General features: G+C 52.7%; 19 protein-coding genes. 6 read left to right on the top strand and 13 right to left on the bottom strand.

The features are described from left to right. Nucleotides 1-63 precede the first annotated feature (63 nt). Nucleotides 64-804, bottom strand: coding sequence for a glucose 1-dehydrogenase (locus RGW60_RS04540; protein WP_322202550.1), 741 nt, complete (start codon nt 802-804; stop codon nt 64-66). Between the two features lie 72 nt (nt 805-876). Between RGW60_RS04540 and RGW60_RS04535 the strand changes: the two genes are divergently transcribed. The 4 genes from RGW60_RS04535 (at nt 877) to RGW60_RS04520 (ending at nt 4,473) form a co-directional block, all read left to right on the top strand. Further along, nucleotides 877-1,803 (top strand): LysR family transcriptional regulator, encoded by a 927-nt coding sequence (locus tag RGW60_RS04535; protein ID WP_322202548.1) that lies wholly within the window; start codon nt 877-879, stop codon nt 1,801-1,803. A 442-nt stretch (nt 1,804-2,245) separates the two neighbouring features. Then, on the top strand, nt 2,246-2,539 hold the full coding sequence (locus RGW60_RS04530) for a DUF6388 family protein (RefSeq protein WP_322202546.1): 294 nt from the start codon (nt 2,246-2,248) through the stop codon (nt 2,537-2,539). 127 nt (nt 2,540-2,666) lie between these two features. After that, nucleotides 2,667-3,362, top strand: coding sequence for a crotonase/enoyl-CoA hydratase family protein (locus RGW60_RS04525; protein WP_322202544.1), 696 nt, complete (start codon nt 2,667-2,669; stop codon nt 3,360-3,362). Between the two features lie 139 nt (nt 3,363-3,501). Next, entirely contained in the window at nt 3,502-4,473 is a 972-nt protein-coding gene (locus RGW60_RS04520) for a magnesium and cobalt transport protein CorA (RefSeq protein WP_322202543.1), read from the top strand. A gap of 216 nt (nt 4,474-4,689) precedes the next feature. On the opposite strand, the gene RGW60_RS04515 is transcribed toward RGW60_RS04520, so the two are convergent. The 11 genes from RGW60_RS04515 to RGW60_RS04465 form a co-directional block, all read right to left on the bottom strand. Beyond that, nucleotides 4,690-5,418, bottom strand: coding sequence for an amidotransferase (locus RGW60_RS04515; protein WP_322202541.1), 729 nt, complete (start codon nt 5,416-5,418; stop codon nt 4,690-4,692). A gap of 693 nt (nt 5,419-6,111) precedes the next feature. Then, nucleotides 6,112-6,918 carry a transglutaminase family protein gene (locus RGW60_RS04510; RefSeq protein ID WP_322202539.1) on the bottom strand — a complete coding sequence of 269 codons (807 nt, stop codon included), beginning with the start codon at nt 6,916-6,918 and terminating at the stop codon, nt 6,112-6,114. Further along, nucleotides 6,915-7,874, bottom strand: coding sequence for an alpha-E domain-containing protein (locus RGW60_RS04505; RefSeq protein WP_322202537.1), 960 nt, complete (start codon nt 7,872-7,874; stop codon nt 6,915-6,917). The genes RGW60_RS04510 and RGW60_RS04505 overlap by 4 nt, the downstream gene beginning before the upstream one ends. A 12-nt stretch (nt 7,875-7,886) precedes the next feature. Further along, nucleotides 7,887-9,296 (bottom strand): circularly permuted type 2 ATP-grasp protein, encoded by a 1,410-nt coding sequence (locus RGW60_RS04500; RefSeq protein ID WP_322202535.1) that lies wholly within the window; start codon nt 9,294-9,296, stop codon nt 7,887-7,889. Nucleotides 9,297-9,742: 446 nt separating this feature from the next. Continuing rightward, nucleotides 9,743-10,081: a ribonuclease E inhibitor RraB gene (locus RGW60_RS04495; protein ID WP_322202533.1), complete on the bottom strand. Its 339-nt coding sequence runs from the start codon at nt 10,079-10,081 to the stop codon at nt 9,743-9,745. A 243-nt stretch (nt 10,082-10,324) separates the two neighbouring features. Beyond that, nucleotides 10,325-10,561, bottom strand: coding sequence for a hypothetical protein (locus RGW60_RS04490; protein WP_322202531.1), 237 nt, complete (start codon nt 10,559-10,561; stop codon nt 10,325-10,327). Nucleotides 10,562-10,685: 124 nt separating this feature from the next. Then, nucleotides 10,686-12,773: an LTA synthase family protein gene (locus RGW60_RS04485; protein WP_322202529.1), complete on the bottom strand. Its 2,088-nt coding sequence runs from the start codon at nt 12,771-12,773 to the stop codon at nt 10,686-10,688. 161 nt (nt 12,774-12,934) lie between these two features. Beyond that, nucleotides 12,935-13,795: a polyamine aminopropyltransferase gene (gene speE / locus RGW60_RS04480; protein ID WP_322202527.1), complete on the bottom strand. Its 861-nt coding sequence runs from the start codon at nt 13,793-13,795 to the stop codon at nt 12,935-12,937. A 216-nt stretch (nt 13,796-14,011) separates the two neighbouring features. Beyond that, entirely contained in the window at nt 14,012-14,203 is a 192-nt protein-coding gene (locus tag RGW60_RS04475; RefSeq protein ID WP_322202525.1) for a PLDc N-terminal domain-containing protein, read from the bottom strand. A gap of 106 nt (nt 14,204-14,309) precedes the next feature. Further along, nucleotides 14,310-14,840, bottom strand: a complete 531-nt coding sequence (locus RGW60_RS04470) for a hypothetical protein (RefSeq protein WP_322202523.1) — start codon at nt 14,838-14,840, stop codon at nt 14,310-14,312. 111 nt (nt 14,841-14,951) lie between these two features. Then, nucleotides 14,952-15,449 (bottom strand): ankyrin repeat domain-containing protein, encoded by a 498-nt coding sequence (locus RGW60_RS04465; protein ID WP_322206842.1) that lies wholly within the window; start codon nt 15,447-15,449, stop codon nt 14,952-14,954. Nucleotides 15,450-15,889: 440 nt separating this feature from the next. On the opposite strand from RGW60_RS04465, the gene RGW60_RS04460 reads away from it, so the two are divergent. Together RGW60_RS04460 and RGW60_RS04455 are read left to right on the top strand one after the other, a co-directional pair. Beyond that, nucleotides 15,890-16,168: a DUF3509 domain-containing protein gene (locus tag RGW60_RS04460; RefSeq protein WP_322202521.1), complete on the top strand. Its 279-nt coding sequence runs from the start codon at nt 15,890-15,892 to the stop codon at nt 16,166-16,168. 339 nt (nt 16,169-16,507) lie between these two features. After that, complete coding sequence (locus RGW60_RS04455) at nt 16,508-17,515, top strand: hypothetical protein (protein WP_322202519.1); 1,008 nt, start codon at nt 16,508-16,510, stop codon at nt 17,513-17,515. Here RGW60_RS04455 and RGW60_RS04450 read toward each other — a convergent pair. Then, nucleotides 17,497-18,219, bottom strand: a complete 723-nt coding sequence (locus tag RGW60_RS04450; protein WP_322202517.1) for a helix-turn-helix transcriptional regulator — start codon at nt 18,217-18,219, stop codon at nt 17,497-17,499. The genes RGW60_RS04455 and RGW60_RS04450 overlap by 19 nt on opposite strands. Nucleotides 18,220-18,355 lie beyond the last annotated feature (136 nt).

The raw sequence follows: 18,355 nt of genomic DNA, 5'->3' as shown, positions 1-18,355 counted from the left end.
CATTACCTAATCGACCTTAGCTAGAGTCGATGACGCCGTTAATAGGCCGAAGGCTGCTTGATGCTAGAAAATCATCCCTCCCGCTACATCGATGGTATTGCCCGTCACCCAGGCGGCATCCTCAGACACCACATAAGCCACCGATGCCGCAATATCCTTGGGTTTACCCACACGCCCCATGGGGGTCTTGGCGGTAAAGAATTCATCCATGCCTTTGGCCGATTCCGCATTACCCTCCGTGTGCACAAACCCCGGCGCGATGCCAACCACGCGTATGCCTCGGGGGCCCAACTCCATAGCGAGAGAGCGGGTCAATGTGTTTACCGCGCCTTTGGTGGCGCAATACACATGTACGCTTGGGTACGGGCTATGAGCCAGACCCGAGCTGATATTGACGATAACCGAACCGGCCTTCATTACCCGTGCGGCTGCTTGGGTTGTAAGCAGCAATCCGCGTACGTTCAGGTTGAAGTGCTCATCGAAACTTTCGGCACTCAACGCCTCAAGCGAGTCCTGCTTATACACACCCGCATTATTGATCAGAATATCCAGGCGCCCGAACGCCCCGACTGCGGCCTCAATCAACGGCGCAATATCCGACGGATTGGAAATGTCAGCCCTGCACGCAAAGGCTTCGCCACCTGTCGAGACGATGCGTTGCACAACTTTATCCGCGTCTTCGGCGCTGCGTGAGTAATTGACGACAACTTTGGCGCCATCAGCGGCCAAGCGCTCAGCGATAGCCGCACCTATACCCTTCGAGGAGCCTGTGACAATAGCGACTTTTCCAGATAAATGACTCATAAGGACTGCTCCTGTGAAATTGAACAGCCATGTTAGGCTGGGTCATATCATTGAATAAGCGGAGCCAACGGCATGCAGTATGAAGCACTGCTTCACAATGGCGTCCTGCCTGCGGAGCTATTGCCGGGTATCGCCGCATTTGCCCAAGTAGCAAGACACGGGAGTTTTACTAAGGCGGCCGCGCAGATGGGGGTATCACCATCTGCCCTTTCTCAAACCTTACGTAACTTTGAAGCGCGCCTTGGCGTTCGGCTGTTGGAACGCTCGACGCGGCGGGTCGGAGTTACCGAAATAGGTCAGCGATTTCTTCACCAAGCACAACCGGGTCTAGCTGCATTGGCCTCAGCCATAGAAGATGTCAACGAGTTGCGGGACAAACCCACTGGGCTGCTGCGCCTCAATCTCTCGCGCACCGCTGCCGACATTTTGCTAATGCCTCATTTGCTGGCGTTTATCGATACCTACCCGGACATCACCGTGGAGATCCATTGCGATAACGCCCTATTGGACGTCGTCGCAGGCGGCTTCGATGCGGGTATACGCGTGGGCGAGAACCTTGCCCAGGATGTTGTCGCTGTCCCCCTAGGCGGCCCTCATCGCATTGCCACTGTCGCAGCCCCCAGCTACTTACTTGGCCGTGAACATCCACGCAAACCTGAAGACCTTGACCAGCACCGCTGCCTCAACATCCGTTTAACCGGCGCAATATACCGCTGGGACTACAATCACAAAGGTCAGGCCGTAGCATTCCAACCCCGTGGGCCCCTAATTACCAATGACGTTGACACACTGATGCAAGCCATACGCGCCGGTGCAGGAATTGGCTGCGCATTCGAAGCGCAGGTTCAACCGGACATCGACAGCGGCAAGCTAGTGCCCTTGCTCGGACCTTGGTGGCCCAGCGTCTCTGCCTTTTATCTCTACTACCCCAGCCGAATTCACGTACCGCGCAAACTGCGAGTTTTCATTGAATTTATGCAGAATTGTTGGAACCGATGAGCGACAACAAAGGGCCTCAAGAACCCGCAGATCAAACCGCACGGCGCACACTCTTCATCGCTAAAATATTTCGTAACTCCATAGCAAAAACCCTGGGGCTTCGAAGAAGGCACCAGGGTTTTCAACCTTCCAGGGTAAACTCCTGCACTGGTTCAAACGGCGCGAGCCATATCAGTTACTACCCACGCCGTTGTAAGCCAAATGACTGCCAAGCCTGAAAACAGTGCGACATATTTTTCATTTGTCATCACATGTCTTCCACTCTGGCTTCCAGTTTATGGGGACGTGAATCCCGCTTAAATATCCAAATAGGATTAATACTTTCGATAGCAAAAAATGCGCGCACCCTTTCCTTCATTCGCATTTCGGCCGTGCCCTTTGAGGTGTAATCTACGCCCGGTTGCCGTTTGGCTCGACGTTAATGTGCATAAGGGATAAACAAATGGACGCATTAGACTTCAATGAAGCCGCACTGGCGAAATACATCACCACCAACCCAGGCCTGCAGGAAGAGATAAAAGACCTCAGCCCTGAGGAACAAAAGCAGCAAACTCAATGGGCGTTCGAAGACGAAGCCGAAGATCAAGGCATCGAACCTTGGGAGCTGGCATTGCAGTTGGTCGCAGAAAACCCTGAGCAGTTGAAAGCCATGCGTCTTGAAGCGCATACCCAAGTCGCCCAAACGCTGGGAATGGACTGGGCGGAATATTGTGAGTTGAACGATATTCAGGAATGAGTCATCAGGGCTGTCGTCTGCATTTAACGACATCGACTTCAACCCTGACTCACCAGTCAGTCATAGCGCTTTACCTGGGCGCTGCGGGTGGGTAACGTCAGCCGTCTTCAACACAAGGATTGGCATCATGAGTGAGTTGATTTCGTACAGCCTGGAAGACGGCATCGCCACCCTGACCCTGAGTAACGGCAAGGTCAATGCAATATCCCCGGAGGTGATCACCGCCTTTAACGCGGCACTGGATCAAGCCGAGCAAGACCGCGCCGTGGTCATCATTACCGGCCAACCTGGCATTCTCTCGGGGGGGTATGACCTAAAGATCATGATGACCGGCCCGGTAAACGCAATCAATTTGGTCACGGCTGGTTCGAGTTTGGCACGACGACTGCTGGCGCACCCGTTCCCGGTGATCATTGCTTGTCCCGGCCACGCTATAGCCAAAGGCGCGTTTCTGCTGTTGTCGGTGGACTACCGCATCGGGGTCGACGGCCCCTTTAACATTGGTTTGAATGAAGTACAAATTGGCATGACCATGCACCATGCCGGCATTGAATTGGCGCGGGACCGTCTGAGTAAATCCGCGCTTCATCGCTCAGTAATCAATGGCGAAATGTTCGACCCGAAAAGTGCAGTGGATGCGGGCTTCCTCGATAAAGTGGTCAGCGCCGAAGATCTGCAACGTACCGCACGAGCCGCTGCATCGCAGTTAAAGAAGATCAACATGATCGCTCACAAGCAAACCAAATTAAAAGTGCGCAAAGCCTTGCTGGACGCTCTGGACGAGTCCATCAAGCTGGACCAGCAACACTCAGTGGTCGGATAGCTCCCTGATTGAAAAAGCCTGGCGTGCGCCAGGCTTTCAACGCACTTGAACTCGCAAACCTTTACTGACTCTGATCAGGAGGGCCACCTGAAGCTAAGGGTCCATACACCGCCACTTATAAATAAGAAGTGATACCACCATGGGCCGAGTCGTTGCTGCTGCGGTTTACAGCGCCGGAAAAAAGGTTGCCAATATCTCCCTTGACGAGGGCGCCGAATGGGCCGCAAAGCCGGGGCATTTTGTTTGGATTGGCCTGGAACAACCTAACGTTGAGGAACTGAGTAAGTTGCAACGTCAGTTTCATTTACACGAACTGGCAATCGAAGACGCCCTCGAAAAACATAGCCGCCCCAAGTTGGAAACTTTTGGTGACGCGCTCTTTATCGTGACCTACTCGCCGATCCGCGAGAACGGCAAACTTGAATTTATCGAAACTCATATCTTTGCCGGTAAAGGTTATGTCATCACGTCGCGCAACGGTCACTCCAAATCCTATGGACTGGTTCGTCAGCGCTGTGAAGCAAGGCCATTGCTTTTGGAGCACGGCGAGGACTTCGTGTTATATGCGCTGCTGGATTTTGTCACTGAGTGCTATCAGCCAGTGACCGAGGCGATCCATGCTGAACTGGACGTACTTGAAAATGGCGTAGTGGGTGGTGTGCTTAACGAAGCCGATATTCTCAGCATTCATAGCCTGCGGCGTGATGTCTTGCGATTAAGGCGCTACGTAGCGCCAATGGTGGAGATCGGTGAAGAACTTCAGAAACTGGCCTTTCCGTTTATCGACAAAAATATGCGCCCGTACTTTCGCGATGTTGAAATTCATGTCACGCGCCAGATGGAAGATCTGGCCAACCTGCGAGACATCGCTAGCCAAACCATTGAAATTGGTCTTTTGCTGGAATCCTCCCGACAAAGCATCGTGCAACGCAAGTTTGCAGCATGGGCAGCCATTTTGGCATTCCCGACGGCAATTGCCGGGATCTACGGAATGAATTTTCAGAACATGCCCGAGTTGAGCTGGCACTACGGCTACTTCGCGGTGCTCGGGTTCATCGTGGCAGGGTGCGTCGGGTTATACGCCAGCTTCAAACGGTCGGGGTGGTTATAACTCAGCGCAGTAGGACCTAAACAGCCGCAACTCCTGTGGAGCAGTTCCGCCTGTGCAGTGTCTTATAATCCCCCAACTGATTCAGACAGAAATACCTGGATCGCCTGCATTAACACTTGCATTGGTCTGCCGGGTGCCAGGCATTCGTCGCAGCCTTCGACGATCCCTGCAACGTTATTTTTACGCCGGCGCACCTTCCATTATGACTAAAACGCTTCAGACGTCTTCGACCTCAACTTTATGCGCCACAAAGCGCATCATCCATTCAGCCACTGTTGTGCCCTGATGCTCAAATTCCAAGCTGGCAATTGCGTCGCTGTAAAGAACTTCGCCAAGCGCTTGCTGGCGGATGTCCAGTAAGGCACGGGAATAATCATGGATAAATTCAGGGTGGCCTTGAAAACACAGCACCTGATGATTGATGTGGTAGGCGGCAAACGGGCAAAACTCACTTGAGGCTATCACCGTAGCATTGTCCGGGAGTGCAGTTACCTGATCCTGATGACTGATCAACAATGTCAGGTCATCAATAATAGGGGTCATCCACGGTGTGGCAGGAGCCAGCGCGTAGCGATGAGTGCCAACGCCCCAGCCCTGGATTGCGCGTTCACTTTTACCGCCCAGCAGCAACGCTAATAATTGATGGCCAAAACAGATACCCAGTAACTTATCACCGCGCTCGAAGCGCCGCCTCAGATAGATTTTCAGCGTCTGAATCCAGGGCTCACTGCCAAATGAATCAGCCTTGCTACCCGTCACCAGGTACGCATCGAACTGTTCGTCATCGGCAGGATAAACACCCTGCATGACGTTGTAGGTGCTGAACGCTGCAGGAACTGGCTGCTGTGAAAACAACCGTTCGAACATTTGCCCATAACCCTGAAATTGATCGACCAGCTCCGGCCGCAGGACATCAGTTTCCAAAATGCAGATGCGTAACGACATAAAATACCCAAACGATTAAGGCAATAGCGCGCCGTAGAGCCTGCCTCGGATAACCACTTCAAGGCAAGCCCCGATGCTATTTGTGTAATGGCCCCTAAAAAGGGTGTTCAGTGAGTCGACGACCTAAGCGCGCTTAAAATCATTAATTGTTTACCCGGACGAACGGTAGTCAACTATCTAGTAGGCTGAAAAAATGATAAACGTGTCTAGCAAGGGCCGAAAAGAAAGATGGCAATCCGCCTCATTACTTTTTTGGATAAAACTAAACTAATTCAAACCAAATGAATCTAAGTCAAGTGGACCGTGGGCTCTAAGGTTACCTTTATAACAGGTGAACGCAAAAAAAAGATAACACGCGTTTGAGTGGCCGGACTTTCCGGGACACCTGTTCTGCACCCCCTCTGCCAGCTATCCGATTAATAAAGTGCTCAATAATCGGTGAGCTTTTGTCGCTCAGGAATAACAACAAAAGGCATCAGCTATGTTTAAGTATTCAAAAATTCGTCAAGCAGGGATTATCGTCGTCGTCACTACCTTAGTTTTGATCTTGCCGAACATGACCCGTCTGTTCGGCTAATGCGCCGCTGTGCCAAGACGATGCTTTAGTCCGGCTCAGAGGTCTTCATATCTTTTTTGGGTTATTCATTGTAAAGCCAATTGACTACAGGAGCGCCGCTACGGCGCCCCGCTTCGTCAACTTTGCTGTTGCGTCTGGGTAGCGCGGATCGGCGAAACTGATACTTTGGCGTGCATTTGCTCGCAACCCCCGCCGCGGCGCATGCCCCGTACCGGGCAGGCATCCAGATAGTCCAAACCCACAGCCAACTTCAAGTGACGCTCAGGTCGCGACAGCTGATTGGTAACGTCAAAACTGTACCAGGCGTCATCAATCCAGGCTTCTGCCCAGGCATGACTGGCGAGGTGTTCGCTGTCTTCGCTATACAAGTAGCCCGACACATACCGCGCTGGGATGCCCAGGCTGCGAACACCGGCGAGAAATGCATGGGTATGGTCCTGACACACACCTGCTTTGCCGGCGAATGCCTCCGCGGCACTGGTATCGACTTCAGTCGAACCGGGCGTGTATGTCATGTAGTGGTTCAAGCCATGCATCAAATCGATCAGCGCTGTGCGGTCTTTACGCTGTTGGCATTGCATGGCGGCAAAGACACGTATGGCTTCATCGGGTTCGGTCAGGCGGGTAAAACGCAAGAACGGCAGCGCCGATTGACTTTCGTGTTCGGATTCAGTTTTCTCGTCGATTTCAACCTGACCACGGGCGCCGATAATAATTGCCTCGTGTGGCTCATCAAGCGTCAGCACATGGAGGATGTTGCCGAAAGGATCTACCTGCGCGCGCACCGGGCGTGGCAGTGTCAGTTGCCAGCTGAGTACATGCTGGCGTTCGCTGTCGTGTGGCGTTAGCCGCAGGTATTGGATACTGGCACGGACCTGGTCTTCATAGTGATACGTAGTTTCGTGGCTAATTGAGAGCCTCATGCAGCCTCCAGGTACGAAGTGTGGATAGCGTTACCCAATTGGGCTACCAGCGGAATAAATTCGTTCAACCATTTATGCAAACCCTCACCGAGAATCTCATCAATGCCGGTGTAACGCAGACGCGCCTCCAACTGAGCTGCCAAGCGTTGGGCCGGACGACCGTTGGTCCCAGACAAGCTGGCCAGCGTCTCGTCAATCTCCTCCATGCAAGCGCGTAGCGAACGAGGGATATCCGCACGCAACAGCAATAGTTCGGCCACTTGGCGCGCACCCGGCGCATCCCGATACAGTTCGGTATAGGCTTCAAACGACGACAGCGCCCGCAACAACGCGCTCCATTGGTAGTAACCATGGGCCGTGGTGTCTGCCACTTCTTCAGTATCGTGCCCGCGTAATTCAAGCATCTCGTAGCGGGCGTCCAACAGGCGCAAGGTATTGTCGGCGCGCTCGATGAACGTCCCTAGCCGAATAAAGCGGAATGCGTCATGGCGCATGATGGTGCCATACGTCGCACCCCGAAACAGATGGGAGCGCTCCTTGACCCATTCGCAAAACCGGCTAATGCCGTAACGGCTCAAGCCCTGATCAGCGATACCGCGAATCTCCAGCCAAGTAGCATTAATGTTTTCCCACATGTCCGCCGTGATTCGGCCACGTACCGCATGGGCACTGGCCCGCGCCGCGCCCAAGCAGCTATAGATGCTGGCCGGGTTGGTTGCATCAAGGGCAAAGAAGTGCAACAAACGTTCAGCGTGCAACTCACCGCGGCGCTCCACGTAATCGTCAAGCGTTCCGGTAATTAGCAGCGGCATGGCAATTTCATGCAAACCATCGTCTTGCCCGTCCTGCGGCATTAGCGACAGCGAATAACTGACGTCGAGCATCCGGGCAAGATTTTCCGCTCGCTCCAGGTATCGCGACATCCAATATAAATCCGAGGCAGTTCTACTTAGCATTGGCAGGCTTCCTTAATCCTCAACCACCCAAGTGTCCTTGGTTCCACCGCCCTGAGACGAGTTTACGACGAGTGAGCCTTCACGCAGCGCCACTCGAGTAAGGCCACCAGGAACGACCCGGGTTTCACGGCCGGAAAGAACAAACGGGCGTAAGTCGATGTGGCGCGGGGCGATGCCGTTTTCGACAAATGTCGGGCAAGTCGACAAGCATAAAGTGGGCTGTGCGATATATGCGTGCGGCTTGGCCTTGAGCCGCGCCCGAAACGACTCGATCTCTGCCGCCGTAGCCGCCGGACCAACCAACATCCCGTAACCGCCTGACCCCTGGGTTTCCTTGACCACAAGTTCTGGCAGATGAGCCAGAACGTGAGACAACTCTTCGGGTTTGCGGCATTGCCAAGTGGGAACGTTTTGCAGGAGAGGTTCTTCGTCTAAGTAGAAACGAATCATGTCCGTGACATAGGGGTAAATTGACTTATCGTCCGCAACCCCTGTGCCGATAGCGTTAGCTAGCACCACGTTACCCGAGCGATAGGCCGACAAAAGGCCTGGCACGCCAAGCATCGAATCTGGGTTAAACGCCAACGGGTCGAGAAAGGCATCGTCCAGGCGACGGTAAATTACATCGACCGCTTTAGGGCCATCGGTGGTGCGCATGAACACGCGATCATCGCGCACGAACAGGTCAGCACCCTCCACCAACTCAACCCCCATCTCCCGCGCCAAAAAGGCGTGTTCGAAAAAGGCGCTGTTAAAGCGGCCAGGCGTCAAAACCACCACGCTCGGATTATCAATAGGGCTGGAGCTTTTCAGGGTGTCGAGCAGCATGTTCGGGTAGTGATCGATGGGCGCGATACGTTGCGCTGCAAACAACTCTGGAAACAGGCGCATCATCATCTTGCGATCTTCGAGCATGTAGCTCACACCGCTTGGCGTACGCAAATTGTCTTCGAGCACGTAATAGGTGCCATCGCCATCACGCACCAGATCGACGCCTGACACGTGCGAGTAAATATCACGGTGCAGATTCAGGCCTTGCATCGCTAATTGGTATTGCTCGTTGGCCAGCACCTGTTCTGCGGGAATAATCCCGGCCTTGATAATTCGCTGATCGTGGTAGAGATCGGCGAGAAACATATTCAACGCCTTGACCCGCTGAATACAGCCGCGCTCGACGAAGCGCCATTCGCTGGCTGGGATGCTGCGTGGAATGGTATCGAAAGGAATCAGCCGCTCAGTGCCTTGATCATCGCCATACAGAGTGAATGTGATACCCGCACGATGAAACAGAAGATCGGCCTCACGCCTGCGCTGCGCTAATAACTCGGGCGGGGTTTCACCTAACCAGCGGGCGAACTCCCGATAATGCGGGCGCACTAGGCCGCCAGCGTCATACATTTCATCATAAAAAGTGCGAGTCATGCCGTACTCCTTGTCACCACGGACACCAAAGGTCTTCGCAAAGCCCGTGCCATCGACATAAACGCTGACTTATCAAGCAGTTGGTTAAACCCTTCATGCAGTCCGCACCATTCCAGCGCACTAACCGCCCCAAAAAAACTAGTACGCTTCATTCGGACGCGTCTCATCGCCAATGGCTATCACCCGCATAGTCAGAGTTGATTTCACAGTAAGGGTCTGTTTGCAGATAATCGCCCGCATTCAAGCGAACATCAGGTGTGGTGTGTCCGCCCAGGCTTGATTTTTTACTAGCTATTAACCGAACTTCCCTTTGGGCCACTCAATGAGTGGCTTTTTTTTCCACAACTTTTAATTCCGTTGCAGAAAACGGCGTCGGATGAGCGGCTTGGATTGAAAAAACCGACTGACGAGGCGTCAGTCGGAAGAGGGGGATACTAAACACGTAGTTAGTGGAGACCTTTAATCACTTGAGTGACTCCCCAGCCCTCGACCTCACCATCCAGAGGCGTGATCATCGTCTGAAAGTCCTGTTCAAAATCACCGATGCCGCCATAGGTGGCGTACATCAATTTACTCAACTGAAGATGCCAAACCCCGTCATCACGCGCGCTGACCTGCGCGTTGAGCGATTCTCCGCGAAACTGCCCTGCAGCCTGCCGTGCCCGTTCCTCATCCGGAAAGACGGCGTAAAACTCGATGGGATGGATACTGGCGAAATCGAAACCGCCCTCTTTCATGCGGCGCAGTACATTACTGCTGATGTCCTCTTGATAGGCTGTGCTCATGAAACGTCCTCCTATGCAACGATAGATAGAGTTTCAACTTTCCCGGCACGACCGCTGATCAGTGGCCGCTCAGCGACAGGTACTCTGCCACCGGGGGATCAAGCATGTAGCTGACAAGGCCAAGTAGCGAAAAACCTGGCGTCGACATTTAGAGGCCGGAGCAACGCTGCACCGGCCTCATTTGCAGAGTAATCCTATCGACGGCCTGTGCCAATGGCAAAACAGGCGTTAGCGAATGAGCGCTCAGTAAGCCTCAGTAACAGTGAGTATCTGCACACTGTGCATGGCTTTTAAAGACTTTACAGTAGGCTCCGGCGCTCGACCGTCAAGGTCATTCAAGTCAAGCTTATCGGCAACAGGAAACAAAACCTCACGCAGGTAATCAGCTGCGTCTTCATTACTCGGGCGTTGCTCGCGCTCAAGCTCAAGGCTCTGCTGTACACCGTCCTTATCGACATACGTAATGGTCCACTGTTTCATCAATGTCTCCTTGGCCAAGCCGAAAGCGGCTCACTCAATCTGGACCTTGAGGATTCTCCATTCGTTCCACCGTGACGCAGGCAAAAAAAGAGGCCAATCAAGGCCTCTTCTCATTATTGACCTGTCAGCGCATTTTTCCCGCGCTCACACCTGCCGTGTTGTCCATCAAACTTTTCGTCGCCGTTTGTATGAACGCTTCCAGCTTTTCCTTGAGCTGCGCCTGATCAGGTTGAGCAGTCATCACTTCAGCGTGGGGTTTGGCGCCCAACTGGTACTGATATAGCAGCGGTGGCATGCCTTTGGGCTCGACCAGAATGCGATCACCAGTGACATAGCCCACGGTTAATTCGCCGCCAGAAGGCTTGATCACACCGAAACCCTTGTCGCCTTCCGGAAGGTTCAACAGGTCGCGCCCCCAGCACTGGTTACGCGATTCCCCGCCCAACCGGCCCATGATGGTTGGCACGATGTCGATCTGAGTGCCCACCGTACTGCTGCGCTTGCCGAACTTCTCCTGTATACCCGGGCCGATCAGCAACAGCGGCACGTTGAAACGACCCAGATCCAACTCAGTGATCTGTTTGTCGTTGCCGAAGCCGTGGTCGCCCACGATTACGAACAAGGTGTCCTTGAAGTAGGGCTCTTTCTTGGCTTTCTCAAAAAACTGCCCCAGTGCCCAGTCGGCATAACGCATGGCAGTCAGGTGTTCGTCCAGCGTACCGTGGCCGGTCACGCGCTCGACAGGCAAGTTTGCAGGTAGCGCATAAGGCGTGTGGTTCGACAAGGTTTGCAACAGCGCATAAAACGGCTTTTTGCCTTCTCGGGCCTTTAGCTCTTGGGCGCCACGGTCGAACATGTCCTGGTCCGACACGCCCCATGTTGGGTCGGAGAACACTGGATTAACAAAATCATTACGACCAATAAACGTGGTCATTCCCTGATTACTGAAGAAGCCCGACTGGTTATCCCAAGCAAAGTCGCCGTTGTAGACATAAACGTCGTCGTAACCACGGGCACTGAGCAACTGCGGCAAGCCGGACAGTTTGTTACTGCCTTCCGGGGTCTGCATCAGGTATTCAAAACCTGGCAAGTTAGGAAAGCAGGCCATGGTCGCGAACATACCCTGGTGGGTATGAGTGCCGTTGGAGAAGAAGCGATCGAACAACAATCCTTCTTGCGACAACTTGTCGAAGTTTGGCGTGATATTGGCATCGCTGCCCAAAGCGCCCACCGAGTGACCGGCGAAGCTTTCCATCAGGATCACCACCACGTTGCGAATCGGCAGCGTGTTTTCAATGGGCGGAACCGTGTCTCTGCGCACAGCGGCCTGATCTGCGTCGACCAACGTGTCATGGGCAGTCAGCAACATGTCGCGGGTGACCTTCTGCGCTTGGGCATCAGGCATCGTCGACTTCCAGATGTTGGCGTGCTGGTCCGAACTCAAGGCTTTAGCGGCTTCAATCAGCGACAAGGTGCCATTGAGGCCCAACTGGTTGGCGAAGTTCGAATTTGTGGTGTAGGCATCACCCCATCGCAGCGGCGGGCCTTGGCGCAAGGTGCCACGGGAAGCAATTACCGCGACCGCTAGGCACAATACAAACACGCCGATGCGCGTATACCAGGGAGCTACCGAACGGTTGTTGCCGGAGCTGACGCTCATCGTGCGTTGCGGTCGCGTCAGACGGTCGATACCTTTGAATACAAGGCTCAGCAGCCAGGTCACGGCAGCCCAGACCAGCAGATACCGTGCTACCGGGAAACCGTACCACAGCATGCTCAGCACGGTTTTGGGGTCTTCCTTGACGTACTGGAACACCAAACCATTGAGGCGCTGGTGAAACTCACGGTAGAAGTCCAGTTCCATCAAGCCCAGGAACAGCGTGATACTGGCGCCCAAGGTCAACCAAAAACGGAACAGTCCACGCCATTTCATCACCCTGGCGCTGAGCAATGCCAACAGTAACGGGATCAACAAATAAACCGTCAAGCGCAAATCGAAACGCAGGCCATTGCCCATGGCCTCCATGAACGTCGAAGCCGGCGTCGTGCCTATCATTTGACGGTTATAGACCAGCAGCGCAATGCGCAGCAGACTGTACATCACCATCAACACGATCCCGCTCAGCAGGGTATAAGCCAAGTGAGATTTGACAGTAGGTTGTAGCGGGCGTGATGAGGTGGGCTGATGACTCTGGGAGTCCGTTTTGGCCATGGTGTTCTTAGATCCGTTGGATTCGAGGAGTAAATTGAAAGCGTGCGCCCGAGCCTTTTGGGCGAATAGGCGGCACGATACTCTTCGAAATATTGTGAAATTTCTACAGAGCGCCATGGCTGAAATGTAAGCAATCCTTTCAGCCTGACGTTCTAGCCCGTTTAGTCGTTACTTGGCTTATTTACAGCCTGCAGAACATATTGCGGCAAGGCAAATGCACCAATATGAATCTCGGGATTGTAATAACGCGTAACAATACCGCTGCCAGCAAACCGTTGACGCAGGGTCTCCAGCGTTAGCTTACGGTAGGCGGTATTAGTCGCGCCCCAAGCAAAGGTCATGGCGCCGCCGATATAGGTCGGAATGGCTGCTTGGTAGAAATGCCAGTCCGGAAACAGGCTACGCAAGCGACCCGCAGTGGTCTGCACTTCAGTCAACTGCATAAAAGGCGTGCCGTTTTGGGTGACCAAAATGCCGCCTTCTTCCAGACAGCGGCGGCAAGCTTGATAAAAATTTTCAGAGAACAACACTTCCCCCGGACCGACCGGGTCAGTGGAGTCGGAGATGATGATGTCGAACTTATCCTGGGTGGTTGAGACGAAATGCATACCGTCGTCGATGATTAGATTCAATCGCGGATCTTCGAAAGAACCCTTGGAGTGATTGGGCAAAAACTCTTTGCACATCTCGACCACGGTACCATCGATTTCGACCATGGTGATGTGTTCGACGCTGCGATGCTTGGCCACTTCACGCAGCATTCCGCCGTCGCCGCCGCCGATGATCAGCACGCGCTTGGCCGAGCCGTGGGCCAGGATCGGGACATGGGTGAGCATCTCGTGATAGATAAACTCATCGGCTTCGGTGGTCTGAATCACACCGTCGAGCGCCATAACCCGGCCCATGCGCGGGTTTTCGAAAATAACCAGGTGTTGATGCTCAGTGCGAACTTCGTGCAGTAGTTTTTCAATACGAAAGCGCTGGCCATAGCCTTCGTACAATGTTTCTTGGTAATCGCTCATGGGTAAGTCCCCGGTAAATGCTGGTGGCAACGGACAGCGGCGGCTTCATAAGAAGCACCGCCCCTAAGAAAGGAGGCGAGCATTCTACGTTGCGGACGATGTTAGGTCGAACCTCCTTTGGTCTGCGGGCGATACTGATCGCAGACAAAAAAAATGCGCCTTACAGCATCAGCCATTAGGCGCCTGAGGTCCCGCATCGAACCGGACGAGGGCAGATCAGATTCTTACGTTGCCCCTGGGTCCGGCAATCGCCCATATAATCAGGCCCAATACCGGCAGCAACAAAATCAGCAACACCCATAGGATTTTCATCCCGACTTCGGCGCCACTCTTCAATACATTGATGACCGCCCAGATATCCAGAACCAGGATGATCAACCCAATCAGACCATTAAAAGTGGAACCCATGGTTATTGCTCCTAAGTAAGTGCTTACCTGCTTAGGATGTTTGAGCGGTCAGAGGGTTCCGTTCGCTAAGCTCTTATTTTGGGCACAACCCTTGTGTGCCGACCTATCAAACGTAGAGCTCAATCCGTAGCGCTTCCAACGACGGCGCCGCGGCGATCCCGACCGCTGCGCACAATTCCAACACGCGATCCAGATCGTTGCCGTAAACCAGCACTGCCTGCAGCTCATCGTCCAACGGTTGGCTCAGGTTCATCAGTACGTAACCACCCTTATCTTTATTCATGCTGCTTAACTGAATCTGAATTCGGTTTAGCGCGATCAAGGGCTCGACCTTGGCGAGTTGCTTGGGTTTGATGTTAAACGTTACCTCGTCGCCAAACGAAGCGACTATCTGCGCAAAAAGGTCCATGTAACTGTCAGCCTGGAACAGTACAGTGTCCGGCAGACTTCCTATCACCATCCACTCACCCAGCGGGAACGGGAAGCTGTCGTCATAGTTGACGTCAGGATTGGCAGCTAGAAACGCTTGCGGATCCGCGTAGGCTCTTTCGGACTCGTCAGCCACTTGGGCGATTTCATTAGCTTCCATGCAACCCGAACTGACTTTGCTGATTAATTCTATGAGTTGGTTTTTCATGGAAGTCCTGACAGGTGGCCAACAGTAGCCAAAAAATTAGGCGCGCAGGATAGCCGGAAATGGCGCACGGCTCTATGGATAGCGACTAATGGCCATGCATTTACTCAACTGCTAGCGACTAAGCCCGCTCAGTAATTCAGCCGTGTCCACCGCGCCCATGGTTTGTGCGGCTGCCAGCGGTGTGACGCCCTTGGCATCCTGAGCGTGGGGATTGGCGCCTTGAGACAACAGGTAATCGACGATTTCGGTGCGGTTGAACATGGCAGCCATCATCAAGGCGGTGCGCCCATCTGCAGACGCGCCTTCGACATTCGCACCGCTTTCAACCAGCACTTTAACTACCGGCAAGTCACCCTTGAAGGCCGCACCAGCAATAGGACTTTGCCCGTTGTCGTTTCGAATTTCCGGGTCAGCCTTAAAGGCCAATAACACCTGGACAGCCTCTAGATGTCCGTGATAACTGGCAAGCATCAACAAGGTGTCACCTTTATGGTTGCGCAAATTAGGTGTCAGATCCTTCTCCAATAACAAGCCCAACATCCTCGCATCGCCCTTTCGAGCCAGGTCGAAAACCTGCTCGGCAAATTCTAAGGCTTCATCATCGGTCATTTGCTGAGCAGTAGGTTTGAAATCGTCAGTCACGGTGCTACTCCTTGAATACACGCTATAAAAAGCCTGTGGTAGAGATCGGATACCTGCAGTCTCCTGAGCTGCTGGCTAAGGGTCAACGTATACAGGCGATAGAGAGTCTCAATAGGATCAACGCTCTACTTAATAAACGTCACATAATGTTGAGTCATCCTTTCTCTGAATGTTGCATCGCCTCAATTTGATTTTGCCCAGCAGGCTTCAGCAACACGATAAAACCCGGCGTATTATCCGCAAAATGCAGGATGCCCGATGGCCACTCATGCAATTTGCACGAAACTCACAATCATAGATTTTTTTAAGTGTTTGATTTATATAGCTATGTTAGATATCAGAATGCTGGCACAGACACTGCAACGGCTCTCCCAAGCTTGTTACCCATTGAGCAACGGAGCCAAGACATGACTTTTATCCAAGAAAAATTTGCATCCGTATTTTCTGAATTCGAGGTGACTACTCAATTACGCCCTGACGGGGGCGTCTTACTCACCCTACGCAACACTGAAGGTAAACAAATTCGCCGCTCGGTGACCTATGCCCAACTGCACACCCCCGTTCAATTGGATTGGGTGATCAGTGCGATTCGTCGTGACTTGGCCGCGCAAGCCAGCGAACTTCCCGCGATTTCGATGCTGCAAAGCCAACACCGTTTCGATCTGCCGACTTACCACACCCGTTAAGTCAAATAGTTTGGTACCCGCGAACTGATTATAAAAGGCCCTAAGACCCAGCTCTTAGGGCTTTGGACATCTACTTCCCACTCGGGCGCACAGACCATCGCATTGAACGGCCTCAGGCAATAGTTAATACCTTCCTGCCGCGGTTATCACCTACCTGTCAGGGTAGTTTTATTCCACAGAAATTCGTCATACCGTTTCTCTCGTCAGGCCTATCGCCTGATCATTATGGAGAACGACATCATGAATAATTCCACCCTCAATCGGTTTAAACCATCGCAGCAAAATTCGTTCGGTTTCTACCCACTGACCAAGTGGTAACAACCGAAAGTAAGTTAGAACTTGCCGGAGCTTGTTGCTGCGGCAAGTTTTCTTAATGCGATGGAGTTAACCATGAAGCTAACCGAACAGTTTGAACAATTCTTTAATTCTACCGACATCACGTTGCTCACCGATTCCATTGAATTGATTACCCATGCACAACGACATCGTATTAATGCCCGATTGATAAGCGAATTGGAGAAAATGCCCATAAACAGTGTGTGTATTACGCTTAGCAGAGCAGGCACCGAATCATTGTTAAAATGCGCGGCGGCCGGGAATTCAGGACGGGCCATTTACACTCAAGCTCACGCTTTCGATCCCACGCTTAAAAGCGTGATTTATACCCTCGAACAAATGTGCGTCACCGATTACCAGCTGGCCATGCGTCAGCAAGAACAACTGCTATTGTTACTCGATAAAAACGAACCGCTGATCCTTACCGGGCCGAACACGCTCGGCTATCTAGTCATTGCCAAAGACGTCGCACCTTACGCGATGATTGAAGAGGATGTTCAGGCCGCACACGACAGCTTCATCTTCCCGCTGGCGGAACTCCTCGAAGTTCATTACACCCATATGGACCCTGACGCGCCCCGACCTTTTAACCTGAACGGTACGTTCCGAGTCGCCGGTATTTTGTTGGCGCGGGGTTACCACGACTCATCGATTCCAGCCCAGCTGATTACCTCCCTGACTGCACTTTCAAATCTTGTTGCACTTCACCACGCCACTGCAATCATAGAGGACAATTTAGTTCAATCATTCACAGTAGCTGGTCGCGATTACTGCACGCTATTAAACGAGGCCACGGGTCCACGCGGCCTGCATCTGACTGAATGTGCGTTCGGGGTCAACGCCAGTATTGCTGCTACCATCGACTACCGGATTAACTCGCAACTCAATGAAGGCATAGAGGGAATGCATGTTGCTGTGGGTGATGGGCGTCGTGGTTACCACATCGACCTGTTGATGCCAGGGGTTGCTGCTGCGCCAGCCCCCGAAACCAATCATTTGAGAATGCCTTGATACAGCGCCTCCCCCACCGCTTGCGCCCGATTTGAAACGCCCAATTTGGAATAAATACTTTTGAAGTGGTACTTCACTGTAGCTTCGGAAATCTCTCGGATGACCCCGATTTCCCACGCTGTTTTGCCTGCCCGCGCCCACTTGAGCACTTCAAGCTCTTTTTCGGTTAGCGCTTTGGTATGAAATTTCCGGCCTCTTCCGGCCATGTGCAGAATAGGCACGAGACTGCTTAGTAAATACCGGTCGTTGTCGGTGAGGGGACGGCTCATGGCATTGAGTGAACAAACTGTAATGACGCCCTGACTGGCATGAGCTTCATTGGAATAGGCATATGAAGCGCCTGGCATCAGCATATAGTCTTCAATTAGTTCTTTGAATGCATGCGTCGGAGGGTGCATGCCAAAGGCCAAGTCCCACTCTAAAAACCCTGGTGACTCTCGCAAACCGCGAACAACCGGATCATCAACTGACAATCGTGCATGACGGTAGAGGTCGCGCCAGATACTGTCTACGTTCGACGTGATACACGTTAGCAATACCGGCCCCTTGAATTGATAAAACAGGGCGCGCTCACAGCAACATTGGCACCGCAACCATTCAAGGGCATTTTCGATTGCCTTGTCACCGTTAAGCTCTGTGATGCTGATAATCATCTGTTGAATGAGCTGATTTAAATCGTTATTCAATGAATCAAGACTTTCCATTCTTATTCTCCCTTACCCCGACATTTGTCGCTCTAGTGCCCTCCAAGACCTAACTTAGCGGCTGACCAAGAGTTGCACAGTAAAAGACTTTAAAAAATCCACGAAATAACAAACAGGTGTTACTTACCTGACAAAG

The organism is Pseudomonas sp. AB6 (genome assembly GCF_034314105.1).
Lineage (GTDB): Bacteria > Pseudomonadota > Gammaproteobacteria > Pseudomonadales > Pseudomonadaceae > Aquipseudomonas.
The sequence above is the reverse complement of the archived record's forward strand: the minus strand, read 5'-3'. Positions and strand labels throughout refer to the sequence as shown.